Raw genomic sequence first — 16,066 nt, 5'->3', positions numbered from 1 at the left:
GACCCCCTTACTGTGGAAGCCTAACGCCGTTGCTGGAAAACTTCATTTCGTTGGAGGTTGGCCTAGTAGAGCCGCGCCGCCGTTGTTCAATCGGTGCATCAACCAGTGAGGCGATCGCCTGGCGAAGTGGTGAGGCTGCAGCCGCTTCCCGCAGCGTCGAACCCTTGAGAAGGGCGTCATCAGCAGCCTCGAAGTCGGCGGGCAGGAAAGTTGAAATAGGAACGGACGGACCAAAGCGTTCCCATGCCTCGCGAAGCTGTCGCTCGGGCGAACGGCCCACCGACGCTGCCCGTACTTTGTTGAACACGACCCGTGGCGTCAGTGTGGGCACCACTTCATCCAGCTCGGTCAACGCCCGCACAAGGCGGGGAACCCCAACCGAATCAGCGGATCCGATTGCATACACCTCGTCCGCCAGCTCAAGGCACCGCAGCGTCGCCCCGTTCCGGCGCGGGGCTAGGGTGTCGAAGCTCAATTCTTCATCCGCTTCGAGACCGAATGCACAGTCAATCACTATGAAATTGAACATCGAACGCGCAAGTGCCAGAACAAGGCCAAGCGCGGACGGTCTCACCTCCGCCCACCTATCAGCGCGGGTGACGCCGGTCAGGACAAAGAGTGCGTGCCCGTCGAGTGCCACTTTGGTGCAGATTCGCTCCAGCGCCGCTGCGTTGAGGACGCCCTGATCTGCAAGGCGACAGGCTTGGGCGATGCCCGCTGACTCATCCAGCAGTCCGAGGAACGCGGCAACGCTCGCGCCGTAGGTGTCGGCGTCGACGAGCAGGACGCGGGAACCTGTCGCAGCCAGTTCGGCTGCAACATTGACCGCTACCGTGGTGCGGCCCGGGGCACCGGTGGGGCCCCACGCAGCGAACACGATGCCGTTCCCATCTGGCTCGACTTCTTCGGACCGGGACGGCGCTTGGGGCGCCAGTGCACGTGAAGTATCCGCGAACGAACCGATCAGGCTTCCCGTGCGCTGTGATTCGAGATCCGCAACGGCGGCGGCAACCTCATCTGCCAGGACTACGGAGGGCGCAGAGGAGGCAAGATGCCGTACCCCGAGCGCACGCAGCCGTTCCCTTGCGTCGTCGTCGTCGGTCAAGGCAACGACGGCCACATCAGCGGTACGCAGGCGTTCCACCAGCGAGGCCGTGAGCTCTTCTGCATCGAAGGCGATGATTGCAGCCCGCGCGATCCCCGTCTGGCAAGCCGCAATCATGTCCGCGAATTCAGCGCAGCGCCGAACCACAGTGACTGGACCGCGAAGCTGTTCCAGACCGGGCACGCAGTCGCTGGCGGAACTTCCGAGCGTTACCACTGGGATACTCACTGCGCACCTGCATTAACGACGACGGCGATCCTCGCCTCATTGGACAGCGCATCAAGGAGCGCAGGAAGAGTCTCATCAGCGACCAGCACGAAAACGCGGGCAGAAGAGGTGGCTCCCAGCGCGGAGTCCTCCTCCGCGTAGTCATAGATCTCGGCACCTTCAAGCAGCAGCTCCGGAGCGCCGAAGCCGTTGCCCTCGCCGCGTGGTGACACCCAGACGTCGACGCGGTCACCGGTGGCGGTTCCGGCGGGCAGCGGATCCTCGATGGTCAAACCTACCGGTTTACGGTCGAGGGCATCCGGCGCTCCTAGGCCGGAGGCAGGAAGCAGTTCTCCCGCAGAGATAAGCCTCAAAGCAACTGCGTTCTCCGGAAGGCCTTCACTGACCATTCTGTACGAATCCTCGACCTCCCCCAACCGCACCGGCACGATGCGGAAATCCTCTTCAGTGAGCTCCGAACCAACCGGCAAATCCCCTCGCGCGGCATAGATCGCGACAGTTTTGTTTGCACTTTCGACGAGCGCGATCACACCAACGACTGACACACACACGAGCAGTATCCCGACGAGAAGACGAGGGTCCTTCCACGACGGCTTCCGCAGACGGACCGGCGCTCCTGTGCTCGCTGGACTATCGATCTTGAGACTCACGTGTTGTTCCCCTGTTCCCCGCTCTTAACAATCATCTACGCAACTCGTCGACGGAGTCGCGCCCGAAGTAATTCTGTTGCAGTGTCCGAACAAATGGAAACCAAAAGGACAAATTGGCAGCAAACTGTGGATATCGAGATCCGAAGTGCTCAGGGGTGGCAAGATGGGACAGAAGGGTTTCCTGCGTGGAACGAAGGGAAGGCGGCTTTCGTGGCACAGAAACGGTTCATGACCCTGGCCGATGTAGGCGAGGTGCTCAATATCTCGTCGTCGCAGACTTACGCGTTGGTGCGCTCTGGTGAGCTTCCAGCCATCCAGGTTGGCGGCCGTGGGCAATGGCGGGTGGAGACTCAGGTACTCGAGGACTACATCGCACGCGCCTACCAGAGAACAGCAGCAAGCGTGAAGGACGGCATACATGTGGAGCAGGAACTTTAGGGAACCTGCTCCGCCGATGTTTGAGCGCGGTGCCTGCTGGGCACCGCGCTCAGACGGTCAACTCGAGGAGACCGCAGCGATTCCCGCAAAGGGAACAGCGTAGACGGCAGAAACGCTCGCCGATCGCCGCAGTTCACCGGGCAAAACCGCCGCAATCTCGAGAAAATCCTTACCCACCCGGTCGATGATTCCTTCGATCCGTGGGCTCCCCTCGACCCGGTGCACGATGACGCGTGCACGGTCCCTGGCGAGAGTTCGTAGGGCGGATCCAAGCCCCAGTCCTTCCCTTACGCGCGAAGTTCCAACGGCAACGTTGCGACCCAGGCCCCCGATAAGACTGATGGCGGTGAGGGGAACTATCACTTCCGCTGGGGCTTTGCTCAGGACGAGCCACTCCGAGCCGACGTGGGTCAACTCACCGTCAAATTTCCCCCCGCCTGACGTTTCCACCGTGAGAACGAAACCAAGCTGACCGCGGACGCGGTCAGCGATGGTCACTCCACCCTGTTCACGACGAACACGGTCCGCGACTTCAGCATCGCCGGCGATCCGCTCCGCAGCTTCCAGCTGCGCCTCAATGTCGTCAAAAAGTGCTGTCCAGCGCATCGGACCAGCCTACGGTCGATGAAATCATCGGGTCAACCAGTAGACATTCAACACGATCCACGATAGACAAGTCCTATCGAACACATCAAACTGCATCAAACTGCACCAAACGGAGTTGGAATGAAATCGACGTGGATGGAAACAGGATCAGTCCTTGCCATTCTGTTGCTCGGCAGCGCTTTGGCTTTCGGTGGGAAGACGCTGGCGGAGGCTCAGGCGCTCTCCACTACCGGGAGCGGTTTGTCGACAGTGGTGGGCGCGGGAGTCGCCATCCTTGGCGCATTGGTCCTGGCATGGTGGAGTCTCAGCTTCTGCTTCGCCATTCTGGCGGAGTTGCTTCGCCGGCAGGGCCGTCCACAAGCCGCGCAGCGGATCGGATCTCTTGCTCCGATCTTCATGCGGCGGGCGGCTTGCCTGGCTCTGGGTGTCAATCTGATCACGGTCCCGTGCGCACATGCTGGAACTGCCGTAGCTCCATTGTCATCCGCCGCTGTGCAGGCTTCCGCTGGGCAGGTTAACGGTGGGCAGGCTAACGGTGGGGAGGAGATCTCCAACCTGAACCCTCAATGGGTACCGGTTGAAGCACCACAAGTACTCAAACCTTCCTGGCAACCAAGCGCGCAACCCACCGCTGGAGGCCTGCTGGTCAAAGACCCGCGCGACAGTGGGTCTGCCCCAGGTGCGGGACCGGAAGAAATGGTGGTGCAGCCAGGCGACTCGCTGTGGAGCCTGACTGCCCGGCATCTGGGTCCGGCAGCCTCGGACGCGAAAGTAGCCGAGATCTGGCCGCATTGGTATGCGGCGAACAGGGACGTTATCGGAGACAACCCGGAGCTGCTTCTGCCCGGACAGATACTCCATCCGCCAATGGGTGCTTCACCGGCATCGAAATGAAACGAGGAAACCACGTGAGCGCCATCTCCCATCTGCCCACCACCGCCGACGTTGCGCCCCTTGCGAAGGTAAGCGGCGCGCCGCGCCCTCTCCTGCTCCATGACCCAACGGCCCTTGGCCGGACAGATGAAGCAACGGTACTTTCGCTTCCGCGGCCGCCTGCCCCGATGCCGAGCCCGGAACCGGTGATCCCGGACGAGCTCGAGACCCTGGCCAGGAAGGTCGCCCGGGGTGCCCTCGAGGTTCTCGGCGGAACGAGACCGCTGCAGCAGATGGCAAGGATGCTCGACGCGCGCAGCTATGAGCGTCTTCAGCTGCGTTCCAATCTGGTTCGCAGCATCGAACAAACACGAGGATCCGCATCTGGCGGAAGAACCGGTAGCAGCGCCTCACGCCTTCATCGCAACGTCCTCATTCGAAGCGTGCGCATTTGCCCGATCACTGCCTCAATTTTCGAAGTTTCAGTTGTCGCAGCAGAGCAACAACGCGCCAGGGCAATCGCCCTGCGGATCGAGCGCTGGCGTGGCCAGTGGCGCGTCACCGAACTTCAAATCGGATGACGTCCTCCGATTTGGCACCACCGCCAAACGGCTACTTGCGGCGGCGCTTGGCAGCAGCGCGCTGTTCCGCCCGACCGCCCTTAGCGGAGTCATCATCAGCCTCGCTGCGCCGTCTTTCGACCCGGGTCTCCACGCCACCCTGAGCGTTGGGTGATGTGAACGCCAGGCTGGCAGGGCGCTCAGGTTCCTCAAGACCTGCAGCCTTGATTGTCGGGGTGTCCACCAGCCCGCGGCCATCTGCCACGCCAGGCAGTCCCGACCGCTGTGCCGGCGCTACTTCAACCTCAAGGTTGAAGATGTAGCCGATGCTCTCCTCGCGAATGGCTTCCATCATCGCCTGGAACAGTACGAATCCCTCACGTTGATACTCCACGAGCGGATCGCGCTGTGCCATGGCACGCAGACCGATGCCTTCCTTCAGATAATCCATCTCGTAGAGATGCTCCTGCCACTTCCTGCCAATGACAGACAGGACAACGCGGCGCTCCAACTCCCGCATGGACTTCTCGCCGAGCGACTCTTCACGCTGCTTGTAGGCGACCTTCGCATCGGAGAGAATCTCGGCGTGCAGGAAATCGCGGGTGATTTTCGACTTACTGCCGGCTTCCTCAACTACCTCGTCGATAGTGAGACTGATCGGATAGAGCGTTTTGAGGTTGGTCCAGAGGAGCTCGTAGTCCCAGTCGTCGCCGTGGCCCTGTGCGGTCGCCTCATCCACCATCGCCGTGACTACGTCTTCGAGGAAGTGCTCCACCTTCTCGTGCAGGTCATCGCCCTCCAGGATGCGCCGGCGGTCGCTGTAGATTGCCTCACGCTGCCGGTTCAGGACGTCGTCGTATTTCAGGACGTTCTTTCGCTGCTCCGCGTTGCGTCCCTCCACCTGGCCCTGGGCGTTCTCAATCGCCTTGGAGACCAACTTCGATTCCAGCGCAACGTCATCAGGCATCGATGAACTGTTCATGATCCGCTCCGCAGCGCCGGAGTTGAACAAGCGCATCAGATCATCGGTGAGGGAGAGATAGAAACGAGACGCTCCGGGATCGCCCTGACGACCGGAGCGGCCCCTCAGCTGGTTGTCGATACGCCGGGATTCGTGCCGTTCCGTTCCGAGCACATAGAGCCCCCCGAGATCCCGGACTTCCTCCTGCTCTGCCTCCACCGCGTCTTTTGCCGCGGCGAGAGCGTTAGGCCATTCAGCCTCGTATTCCTCTGGGTTCTCCGCCGGATGCAGGCCCTTTTTCTCGAGAGCGGCCACCGCGTTGAACTCGGCATTACCACCGAGCATGATGTCCGTACCGCGACCGGCCATATTGGTTGCCACCGTCACCGCAGCCTTGCGGCCCGCCTGCGCGACGATCGAGGCCTCACGGGCATGGTTCTTCGCGTTCAGTACCTCGTGCCGGATGCCCGCCTTGGCGAGTTGCTTGGAGAGGTACTCGCTCTTCTCAACCGACGTTGTACCCACCAACACCGGCTGTCCCTTTTCGTGCCGCTCCACGATGTCCTTGACGACGGCATCAAACTTCGCAATCTCATTCTTGTAAATCAGGTCCGAGCGGTCCTCGCGAATCATGGACCGGTTGGTGGGAATGGGCACAACGCCCAGCTTGTAAGTTCCCATGAACTCAGCGGCTTCCGTCTCCGCAGTACCGGTCATGCCCGACAGCTTGTTGTACAGGCGGAAGTAGTTCTGCAGTGTGACCGTGGCGAGGGTCTGGTTCTCCGCCTTGATCTCAACGCCTTCTTTGGCCTCGATCGCCTGGTGCATTCCCTCGTTGTAGCGCCGACCGGCAAGCATTCGACCCGTATGTTCATCGACAATCATGACCTCGCCGTTCAAAACGACGTAGTCCTTGTCCCGCTTGAAAAGTTCCTTCGCCTTGATCGCATTGTTCAGGAAGCCGATCAGCGGCGTATTGGCTGATTCGTAGAGGTTGTGAATGCCGAGGTAGTCCTCAACCTTCTCAATGCCGCTCTCAAGAACACCGACGGTGCGCTTCTTCTCGTCAACTTCATAATCCGTATCCCGAGTGAGGCGGGTAACCACCTTGGAGAACTCGGTATACCACCGGTTCACATCACCCGAGGCCTGCCCGGAAATAATCAGCGGCGTCCGCGCCTCATCGATCAGGATCGAGTCAACCTCATCGACGATCGCGAAGTTGTGTCCACGCTGGACCAGTTCGCCGGCGCTCCAGGCCATGTTGTCGCGGAGGTAGTCGAATCCGAACTCATTGTTTGTGCCATAGGTGATGTCCGATGCGTACTGTGCGCGCCGGGTGGCAGGATCCTGCTTGGACAGGATGCAGCCGCAGCTCAATCCAAGGAAACGGAAAACCCGGCCCATCAGGTCGGACTGGTACTCGGCCAGGTAGTCGTTTGTGGTGACGATGTGGACGCCCTTGCCGGTGAGAGCGTTCAGGTAAGCCGGCGCGGTGGCGACGAGGGTCTTCCCTTCACCGGTCTTCATTTCGGCGATGTTGCCCAGATGGAGCGCAGCGCCTCCCATCAGCTGAACGTCGAAATGACGAAGCCCCAGTGTGCGCCCGGCCGCTTCCCGCACGGCAGCGAATGCCTCGGGCAGGAGCGCCTCCAGGGTTTCCCCGTCCTCGTAGCGCTTCTTCAGCTTATCGGTCTCCCCGCGCAATTCCTCGTCGCTGAGGGCGCGGAACTCATCTTCGAGTACGTTGATAGCGTCGGCGTAGTTGCGGAGTTGCTTCAGTGTCTTCTTATCGCCGGTACGAAGGACTCGTTCAAGAAGTGATGGCACTGGTTTTTGCTCCCAATCTAGGTACGCCGTTTCCTGGCGAATTCAGTCTACGTGAGAGACGTACCGTCCCTCGATTTAGTTCCCCGCGTATTCCTCGGCCATCTGCGCAGCCAGTTGGGCCGACAGGTTTCCTCGCGGTTCCACGATCACCTCGTCCAGTCCCAGCCATCCGGCCATGAGAACGAGTTCCGCCGCCAGTTCGACGGCGGTGTCCGCGGGCATCGACGGCTCACCATGCGCCGCTCTCACCAGCAGCTGCCCCTGCGCCCGGTCCGCCTTGAGGTCCACCCGAGCAGCCATGCAATCACGAAGAAGGAACGGCAACACGTAGTAGCCATACGTCCGCTTCTCAGCCGGCGTGTAGATCTCGATGCGGTAGTGGAAGCCGAACAGCGATTCAAGCCTCCGCCGTTCAAAGACCAATGAGTCGAAAGGACTCAGCAATGCCCTTCCGGTGGCAGCCCGTGGAAGAACAGATCCGGCATAGCGGTAGGCGGGCTGCTTCCACGTCGCAACCGATACAGGAATCAGTGTTCCGCGCTGCACCAGCACATGGACGGCGGTTGTCGCGGCTTTCACGGGAATACGAAAATAATCTGCCAGACATCGGGTGGTACCGATTCCCAGTGCCCGGGCTGCGCGCTCCGTCAGGTGAAGGTAGGCATCTGCTGGGGGTATGTCGAGGTTGGCAAGAGCCGGATCAGGCATCACCTTTTCTGTCAGTGCGTAGCGCCGCTCGAACTGCGCAGTCCGTCCTGCGGACGAGATGAGCCCCTGCTGAAAGAGGTCCTCAAGCACCCTTTTTGCGGAGCTCCAGTTCCAGCCCCACTGGCCCGTTCTCTTCTGCTCGGAATGGCCGATGCGGTCCTGTACCTCGGCCGCGGTGAGTGGGCGGCTTGCGCTTAGCAGCTCGAGGATGCGGTTACTGAGGACCTGCCGCACTTCAGTGGGCAGCGAGGATGCACTCGCCCATTTTCGGCTCTGGGTGCTGACGAGGTAGGGAAAGAGTTCAGGGAGGACGAGGCTCGCCTCGTGGGCCCAGTACTCCACCAGACGCCGGGGCGCACGGGACGAAAGCCGATCCAGCAGCGTGCGGTCGTAGGGTCCGAGCCGTGCGAACAGCGGCAGGTAGTGGCTGCGGGAGAGCACGTTCACGGAGTCGATCTGCAGAAGTTGCAGCTGGGCAAGGATACGGCCCACCTCCCGCGTTCCCGGGGTATTGGTGGGCCGTTCCCGTGCCAGTCCCTGCGCCTCCAGTGCGATCCGACGTGCCTGGAGGAGAGTCAGGGAGGAGGTCATTGTTCGATCATAGATTCCCGCTCAGACGCTAAGCGGTTGCCGACTCACGTGAACGGTAAGCGACAAGTTCCTCATGCGGGTCTTCCGGCCCGTCCGCGCATTTCGAATCGAGAGTGATCACTCCGTAGGTCCACCCCTGACGACGATAGACGACCGAAGGCGCCCCTGTCTGTGAGTCAACGAAAAGATAGAAAGCGTGCCCGACAAGTTCCATATTGTCGACGGCATCATCAAGGCTCATCGGAACTCCCGAGAAGACCTTGCGGCGAATCAGTACCGGCGAATCGCCAGCGGGGATGTCGCTTTCAACCTCGTACCCGGTCTGATCAGCTGCTTGAGCTGGATCGCTGCCCGTGTGGTTGGAAGAAGCCGCGTAGATCGGTTGTTCCGTGCTGGCGGGTTCAAGGGTGGCAGTCGCTTCCCGGACTGCGACGGGTGTGTGCCTTCCATGGTGCACCTTGCGCCGGTCCCTGGCCCTGCGCAGTCTCTCCAGCAGCTTGCTGTACGCCAGATCGAAGGCTGCGAACTTGTCCGCTGCCGACGCCTCGGCCCTGATCACAGGACCCTTTTGCATCACGGTGAGCTCCACGGTGAGTGCGCTGTCTGCCTGGCGCGCGTTCGGCTCCTTCGTTACCTTCGCGTCCAGCCTCTGGACCTTGTCCCCCAGTTGTTCGATTTTGTCGATCTTCTCTTCCGCATATTCCCGGAACCGGTCAGAAACAGCGAGGTTTCGTCCGTTGATCATGAATTCCATAGTGCCCTCCAAAATCGCTCAGGTGACACAACAGCGGCCGAGGATCCGCTCCTTCCAGCCGCTGTCGATGGGTAACTGTCTTCGTTGTGATACCCATACTTCACGGTAGTTCACCCGTTGTTTGAATTCACCCCTACGCACCGGTTTTTTTCGGCGGGTTCGCTGGGAGGTACCTTCGAGACCGCTGGGAGGACCGCCGTCGTCGTTGCATCCTTCCCGCTCGGGGCCGGCGTGGCCGCGATAACGACGGCGCCTGCCACCACCGCGCCGGAGGCGCGCAGCACGCGCACGGTTTCGGCGATGGTGGCTCCTGTTGTCAGAACATCGTCCACAACGATGCAGGGCCGGGCGATTCCGACGTTCCGCGTTGCGGGCGCAGCTTCCATACTGCCGAGGAGGTTTTGTCGCCGGCCCCGTTTGCCGAGGGCCTTCTGTGACAGGCCGCCTGAGATCCGCGTCCACAGTAGTGCCGGTCGAATACTGATGCGTACCGCGGGAGCGATGGTGGTTCCTGCCGGCAACTCGCGGCGCCTGGAGAGTGCATCAAGCAGCAGGGTCAGCGGATCATAACCGCGACGCCGGATCGACGCTGCGCGCGCTGGAACCGGGACCAGCAGCACTTCCGGCGAATCAGGGCAAAGCGTCCATCTGGCCTCGTGCAGCGCTCCGGCGAGGGCGGCCTGCAGCCACCGGGCAATGTCGGTGTGACCGTGATTCTTGAAAGCGAGCAGGACTGCGGACACCGCTTTGGCGTACGGCCCGGCCGCAATGACCGGAAGCGGCGAGAAGCTGTCAGCTCCGCCCGCTGCAACCGCCGTCTGCGCGCCTTCGGATTCGGGCAGGCCCTCCGCGCCCTGGTCAGCCCGAAAAGGCCGTACGGTTGCGCGTCGCAGAAACGCCGCGCAATCGGGACAGAGAGAGCTGTCAGGGCGCTCGCAGACCACGCACTCTGTCGGAAAGATCAGGGACCAGAACTCCCGCAACGCACCCACGACCCTGTTCCAACCGGGATGCAGTCTCATTCGGTCAAGGCTGCGCGCAATATCTTCTCGCCACATTGCTACACCGTGCCATGGACCAGGCGGTCAGGTTGCTTTATTAGACGGGCCTGTGGATAACGCAACGAAAAGGGCGATCAGCCTGCGAACGACGGGTCCCGCGCTACGACGCCCTGGTCTGTCCAGGCATTACCGACGACGCCGAAGATACTGGTGCCGCTTTCAGCGAACACGTTGGTGCTTCCTGTGCCCGCGCTCAGGTGTTCAAGCCCTTCGAGCGGAGAGTATTCATCGATGTTGGCTGCAAAAGGAATCAAGGTGGCGGTCACCGCCCCCTCGTTGGCGGTATCAGCGACGACGACGGAAGTTTCCGTTACCCATTTCGCTGTGTCTATGGCTCCGGTGGGGTTGAGGGAGATGGGATCGCTCAACGCCTGGGGCACTCCGTCCTCACTCCTGCTCACACCGGACAACAGCAATTGACTCTTACCCGATTGCTGCGCCACGATGAGCGCCCTCGCGCCGTCGCGCGAGATGCGGATCTCGCTGATCGTGCGGTTACCCAGCCAAGCGGTGAGAACCTCGATGGCGTTGCCGGCGCTTCCGCCCGGCGGAACGGCGCGGACATAGGACCGCCCTCCCGCGCTTCCGGCCGTCCAGATCCAGTTGGCAGGATCATAGCTGGGGTGGGTGAGGTTTGACCCGGTAACGACCGTCCGGACATTCTGCTCGAGGCCGGTCGCCATGAGTTCCGTCCGGTCACCGTTGAGAAAGGCGAAATTCCTCGTGTCATAGGACATGGCGGGATCAACCGGGTCGAACTCCGAGACGGAGGGGACGCCGTCCTCCGTCGTGAGCTGACCGCCCTGGAAGAAGGCAAGCTCGTTATCGCTGATCACTATCTGTTGGCTCGGCACAGCCGGGTCCTGCTTGGGAAGAACCAGGTCTGGATCAATATCGATGTCGATGGGTTGCCCTGCCCTAAGTTCCACCGAATTGACTGTATTAAGGCCGGTGAGGGTGACCCTCAACTGCTGTTCCATCTGTTGACGCCGCAGATTGTCGGCAGCCGTCAGGATGTCCTGGGTGAAGTCGATGGTTGCGGTGCCGGATTCAATCGGTACCGATTCCACAGCCAGTGCTGCGTTTTCGGGGAATGCGCTGGTCACTGCGCCCTGCAGATACGGCGCCGGTCCGTCGATGAGCGACTGCACGATGTTGGTCGCAATACCCTGGCGGTTCACGAACCACCGGACATCGGGAACCCAATACTGATAACTACTGCTGTAGAAGTACAGCTCATGCGGTTGCAGGAACGCCTCGGCGTCCGCGGCGGAAATCATGATCCCGCTCGGTATCTCCGCGACGCGCCACTGACCCTGAACCTGTTCCAATTGGACGGTGATCGATTCCGTGGTTCCCGCTGCCACATTGCGACGGATACCCGATCCATCGATATAGGCGGCCACCTCGAGCTGAAGCTGCAGTTCACCTTCGGTCGGCGTAGAACTGATCTTGAAGTCCGACCGGTAAATGGTAATTTCCTCTTCGGGCTCCCATGTCTCTGCCAGGGCGGGAGTGAGAAAAGACCGCGCCACACTGTAGTTGTCGGAGACGCCGATGCCGGCAAAAAGAAAACCGTCGAGTATCGCAGCCGCGCTTGCACCCTCTCGGGGCGGTGGCGGATCGTTGACAAAGCGAGGACCCAACTCATCCTCGGCCGTAGCCTCGATTGTGCCGATCGGCCCTGCTTTGGGGATGGACGAACACGCACTGAGCAGCGAGATGAGCAGGATCAGTATGCTGACTCGCTGCAAGCGGGGCCACGCGTTCATAGCTCGCTCCCGCCCGCGCCATGAAGGGTAGGAACGGCGTCCGGTGTCGTCGGAGATGCCGCCGGACCTGGTGGGAGCGCAGCCTGCCGCGGGGGTAGCGGCAATGGCGAAACCTTCAGCACCGAGTCCCGCCGCTTGGGCAGGGTAAGACGGAAGCAGGAGCCCTCCCCCGGAGATCCCCAGGCCTGAAGCCAGGCGCCGTGCAGCCGCGCATCCTCAGTTGCGATCGACAGCCCCAGACCGCTTCCGCCTGTAGTGCGGGCCCGTGCGGGGTCCGCACGCCAGAAGCGGTCGAACACCCGCGCAGCGTCGAGCGGAGTCATGCCGATTCCGTGGTCCCTTACTGCCACTGCCACGGCATCCGGGTTCGATGCTATGTAGATATTGATGGGCTTCCCTTCGCCATGCTCGAGGGCGTTGACAACGAGGTTGCGCAAGATGCGGTCGATGCGTCGAGGGTCCGCGTCTACGACGCACTTCGTTTCATTCGAGATCACAGTGATCTCAGACTTATGGCTCTCGGCGAGCGGGCGTGCTCCATCAATGACGTGGTGGACGAGCTGGAAGATATCAGTGGCCTCAGCGTCCAGCACAGCCACCCCCGCGTCGAAGCGTGAAACTTCAAGGAGGTCTGCGAGCAGCGATTGGAAGCGTTCCACCTGGTTGTACAGGATTTCGGCCGAGCGCCGGTTGACCGGATCAAAGTCCTCCCGCGCCTCGTGGAGGACCTCGGCGGCCATGCGAACGGTGGTCAAGGGAGTCCGTAGCTCATGCGATACGTCCGATACAAACCGCTGCTGCATCTGGGAGAGCTGGGCCAGCTGGGTGATCTGGTCCTGCAGGCTGGCTGCCATGTGATTGAAGGAGGCTCCAAGCCGGGCTACCTCATCCTCGCCCTGGGTCTCCATGCGCTCCTCCAGCTGACCCGCTGCCAGCTTCTCGGACACCAGCGCAGCGTGGCTGACCGGCCCGACCACGCTTCTGGTGACGAGCCAGACGATCGCGCCGATGGTTACCAGCAAGAGGGTTCCACCGATCCACGTGACCCCGTGGATGTAATCAAGGGTGGCCTGCATGGAGGAGAGGTCGTAAATCAGATACAGCGAGTATTCCGTCTGATCCGGAGGAAGAGTGACCTTGGTTCCGAAAGCGATACCCGGCACGTCGAACTCGGTGCCCGAGGCGGACGTCGCGAGGGTGATCGGCGACCAGTATTGGGCGTCACCGTTCTGGACGGCTTCCGCGAGCTCTTCAGGGATAGCGGAGGACTCCACAAGATTCGAACTTGCCAACGGCGAAACGAAGATAGGGCCTTCCTGATTGGGAACGCTCTTGAGCGAATACTGCCGGGGAGCGTCAGCGCCACCGCCCTCGAGGCTGGGGAGCGTGTCGCGGACGAGCTGCGCGGTCGACTCACGGTCAGTGACCGAGGTCTGTGCGAAAATCTGCTTGACCTCGCTCAGGCCGGCGCTTGCCTCAGCCTTGAACTGCTCCAACCTCTCCTGGTAGAGGCCGTTCGCAATCTGGCTGGAGAGGAACGCTCCAACGGCCACCAGCGCGACGGCGGTGAGCACCAGGGTGGAGGTCACGGTCCTGAACAGCAGTGACTGCCGCCAGCGCCTTGCGGTTTGCGCCATGATGGACTGAATCCATCCCCATCCCCGCGCGGCACCACTTGACGCCGAGCTGAGGGATTGGGCTACACGCCATTCCAAATTACGCTTGTCCCGCCTTATATCCGACGCCGCGAACGGTCAGTACGATTTCCGGGGCCTCAGGATCCCTTTCGATCTTGGATCGAAGCCGCTGTACATGGACATTAACGAGCCGGGTGTCCGCTGCGTGCCGGTATCCCCACACTTGCTCCAGCAGGAGCTCCCGCGTGAAGACCTGCCAGGGTTTGCGCGCCAGTGCAACGAGTAGATCGAATTCAAGCGGCGTCAGGGAGATCGGCTCCCCCGCCCTGGTGACCGAGTGTCCCGCGACATCGATACTGACCTCGCCGATGCGCAGTGTTTCGGGTGCTTTCTGATCTCCGGGCCGCAGGCGGGCGCGGACCCGTGCAACCAGCTCGGCCGGTTTGAAGGGCTTCGGTACGTAATCGTCCGCGCCGGACTCCAGTCCGCGAACGACGTCGGACGTGTCCGATTTGGCGGTGAGCATGACAATGGGAAGGTCTGATTCGTTGCGGATCTGCCTACAAACTTCGATCCCGTCGATCCCCGGAAGCATGAGGTCCAGAAGGACGAGATCGGGTTTGGTACTCCTGAAGACATCAACCGCCTGCGCACCATCGGCGCAAAACACCGGATCGAAGCCATCGTTCCGCAGAACAATGCCGATCATCTCAGCCAGTGCTTCGTCGTCGTCTATGACCAAAATGCGTGCCTTCATAATCCCATATTGTCCCATTGCCCCCACCAATGTCGCATTGGCGCGCATCCCGCACCCGCGGCTTGCCCGCCTTTGTCATCCTAGAGGACGATTTGCGGGCAAATTCGCGAAAAGTACGAGGGAAAGCCGGTCCGATGCAGAACAATGGAACCCGGCCGCCTGCACCGCATCGGTTCGACGCCGGAAACGTCAGTTCCGGTAACTATAGTTCTCGGTGTAGGGGCAATCAGAGGCTGCGCATAAGAGGTCGCGTGTAAACGGCTCCTGTACGGGCGCAGTGACCAACAGACCGGTGTAAGGGGATAGGGATGAGCGGAAACGTTCCGGAAGACCAACCTGAGGACCGCCCATGGCAGTCCCCTTCCGGACCAGCACCGTGGGGTCAGAACCAGCAACCGACGTGGGGGCAGAACCAGGCTTGGCCCTCGGAGCAGGCAGCGCCACACGGGAACCCCGGATGGCCCGTTCCCCCGCCCGGCCAGTTCCACGGGTATCAGGTTCCGCCGAAACCCGGAATCATTCCGCTTCGTCCGCTCGGTTTGGGCGAGATCCTGGACGGCGCCTTCCAGGCTTGCCGCCGCAACCCGCTCTCCACCTTCGGAACGGCCATCCTGTTTCAGGTAATCGTCGCTGTCCTTACTGTTCTGCTCACGATCGGACTCACCGGGTCCCTCGCTACCTTCGACCCCATCTCCGCCTCGTCGGCGGAGGTCACCGGGCTTGTAGCGTCAGCTCTCTCCGTCGGTTCCGTCCTCATTCTGCTGACTTCGGTGGGCGTTCTCATTCTCCAGGGCGTGCTGATCATTCCGATCGCCCGCGCCGTCCTCGATGAGCGCACTGGATTCGCCGAGCTGTGGAAGCTCGCCGGGCGCAGAATCCTCCCGCTCATAGGGCTCGGGGCAATGCTCTTCCTTCTCTGGACCGTCTCCGTTGGCGTACTCGTGGTTATTCTTGTCGGCCTGTCACTGGCCCTTGAGGACGCGGCAATAGCAATTGTCGTGGTCGGTGTACTGGCCGCCGTTGCCGTTGCCGTCTGGCTCAATATCAAGTGGATCATGGCCCCCGCGGCGCTTATGCTCGAGGGCGTCGGGCCCATCGCGGCGCTTCGCCGGTCATGGACCCTCACCACCGGGAACTGGTGGCGGACCTTCGGCATCCTGGTACTGACATCGATCATCGTCTCGATCATCACGCAGGTCGTTGCGGCGCCCGTCTCATTCCTGGCTTTCGGCTTTGGATCATTCACGTCGGCGCCCGCCTCAACCGAAGCAGCGTTGCTCGAATCACTGCCCGTGCTCCTGATCGTTCAGGCCGTGACAGCGGTTTTCACGGCCATTGGCTTCGCATTCCAGGCCGGCGTCACCGCTCTGCTCTATGTCGACCTTCGAATCCGGCGCGAGGGATTCGATATCGTCCTCCTGCGGGAGAATGAGGCGCGCGCGCAGGGTACGTACTCCCCCATTCCCGGTCAGTCACCCCGGGAAGGGTTCGGACACCCCGGGCCGCAGAGCCCGCACGACCGGCCAGAGGTCTAG

The 16,066-nt window shown here is 61.6% G+C and carries 14 protein-coding genes; 4 read left to right on the top strand and 10 right to left on the bottom strand.

The window, feature by feature from the left end; genetic code table 11:
- Positions 1–7: 7 nt before the first annotated feature.
- Together P4U43_RS08540 and P4U43_RS08535 are read right to left on the bottom strand one after the other, a co-directional pair.
- Positions 8–1,333: an AAA family ATPase gene (locus P4U43_RS08540; protein WP_277358354.1), complete on the bottom strand. Its 1,326-nt coding sequence runs from the start codon at positions 1,331–1,333 to the stop codon at positions 8–10.
- The gene (locus P4U43_RS08535) at positions 1,330–1,983 is read right to left on the bottom strand and encodes an SAF domain-containing protein (RefSeq protein ID WP_277358353.1); all 654 of its coding nucleotides are present in this window, start codon (positions 1,981–1,983) and stop codon (positions 1,330–1,332) included. The genes P4U43_RS08540 and P4U43_RS08535 overlap by 4 nt, the downstream gene beginning before the upstream one ends.
- Positions 1,984–2,193: 210 nt before the next feature.
- Here P4U43_RS08535 and P4U43_RS08530 point away from each other — a divergent pair, with 210 nt between their 5' ends.
- Positions 2,194–2,421 carry a helix-turn-helix domain-containing protein gene (locus P4U43_RS08530; RefSeq protein ID WP_277358352.1) on the top strand — a complete coding sequence of 76 codons (228 nt, stop codon included), beginning with the start codon at positions 2,194–2,196 and terminating at the stop codon, positions 2,419–2,421.
- Between the two features lie 57 nt (positions 2,422–2,478).
- Here P4U43_RS08530 and P4U43_RS08525 read toward each other — a convergent pair whose 3' ends face one another.
- On the bottom strand, positions 2,479–3,027 hold the full coding sequence (locus tag P4U43_RS08525; protein WP_277358351.1) for a hypothetical protein: 549 nt from the start codon (positions 3,025–3,027) through the stop codon (positions 2,479–2,481).
- 135 nt (positions 3,028–3,162) lie between these two features.
- Between P4U43_RS08525 and P4U43_RS08520 the strand changes: the two genes are divergently transcribed.
- On the top strand, positions 3,163–3,921 hold the full coding sequence (locus P4U43_RS08520) for a LysM peptidoglycan-binding domain-containing protein (protein ID WP_277358350.1): 759 nt from the start codon (positions 3,163–3,165) through the stop codon (positions 3,919–3,921).
- Positions 3,922–3,935: 14 nt separating this feature from the next.
- Positions 3,936–4,481 (top strand): Rv3235 family protein, encoded by a 546-nt coding sequence (locus P4U43_RS08515; RefSeq protein WP_277358349.1) that lies wholly within the window; start codon positions 3,936–3,938, stop codon positions 4,479–4,481.
- Between the two features lie 31 nt (positions 4,482–4,512).
- On the opposite strand, the gene secA is transcribed toward P4U43_RS08515, so the two are convergent.
- The 7 genes from secA to mtrA all read right to left on the bottom strand — a co-directional run bounded on the left by secA (position 4,513) and on the right by mtrA (position 14,531).
- Positions 4,513–7,251: a preprotein translocase subunit SecA gene (secA, locus tag P4U43_RS08510; protein ID WP_277358348.1), complete on the bottom strand. Its 2,739-nt coding sequence runs from the start codon at positions 7,249–7,251 to the stop codon at positions 4,513–4,515.
- Between the two features lie 75 nt (positions 7,252–7,326).
- Positions 7,327–8,550, bottom strand: coding sequence for a winged helix-turn-helix domain-containing protein (locus tag P4U43_RS08505; RefSeq protein ID WP_277358347.1), 1,224 nt, complete (start codon positions 8,548–8,550; stop codon positions 7,327–7,329).
- 28 nt (positions 8,551–8,578) lie between these two features.
- A complete protein-coding gene (gene hpf, locus P4U43_RS08500; RefSeq protein WP_277358346.1) occupies positions 8,579–9,304 on the bottom strand; it encodes a ribosome hibernation-promoting factor, HPF/YfiA family in 726 nt (241 codons plus the stop codon).
- Between the two features lie 110 nt (positions 9,305–9,414).
- On the bottom strand, positions 9,415–10,326 hold the full coding sequence (locus tag P4U43_RS08495; RefSeq protein ID WP_277358345.1) for a ComF family protein: 912 nt from the start codon (positions 10,324–10,326) through the stop codon (positions 9,415–9,417).
- Between the two features lie 113 nt (positions 10,327–10,439).
- Positions 10,440–12,137, bottom strand: coding sequence for an LpqB family beta-propeller domain-containing protein (locus P4U43_RS08490; RefSeq protein ID WP_277358344.1), 1,698 nt, complete (start codon positions 12,135–12,137; stop codon positions 10,440–10,442).
- A complete protein-coding gene (gene mtrB / locus P4U43_RS08485) occupies positions 12,134–13,774 on the bottom strand; it encodes an MtrAB system histidine kinase MtrB (RefSeq protein WP_277358343.1) in 1,641 nt (546 codons plus the stop codon). Before mtrB ends, P4U43_RS08490 begins: the two co-directional genes overlap by 4 nt.
- Positions 13,775–13,853: 79 nt before the next feature.
- A complete protein-coding gene (gene mtrA / locus P4U43_RS08480) occupies positions 13,854–14,531 on the bottom strand; it encodes an MtrAB system response regulator MtrA (RefSeq protein ID WP_056549723.1) in 678 nt (225 codons plus the stop codon).
- A gap of 308 nt (positions 14,532–14,839) precedes the next feature.
- Between mtrA and P4U43_RS08475 the strand changes: the two genes are divergently transcribed.
- The gene (locus tag P4U43_RS08475; protein WP_277358342.1) at positions 14,840–16,066 is read left to right on the top strand and encodes a glycerophosphoryl diester phosphodiesterase membrane domain-containing protein; all 1,227 of its coding nucleotides are present in this window, start codon (positions 14,840–14,842) and stop codon (positions 16,064–16,066) included.

The sequence above is a fragment of the Arthrobacter vasquezii genome, from assembly GCF_029455255.1.
Taxonomy (GTDB): domain Bacteria; phylum Actinomycetota; class Actinomycetes; order Actinomycetales; family Micrococcaceae; genus Arthrobacter_D; species Arthrobacter_D parietis.
Note: the sequence above shows the minus strand (reverse complement) of the source record. Positions and strands in the feature narration are given on the sequence as shown.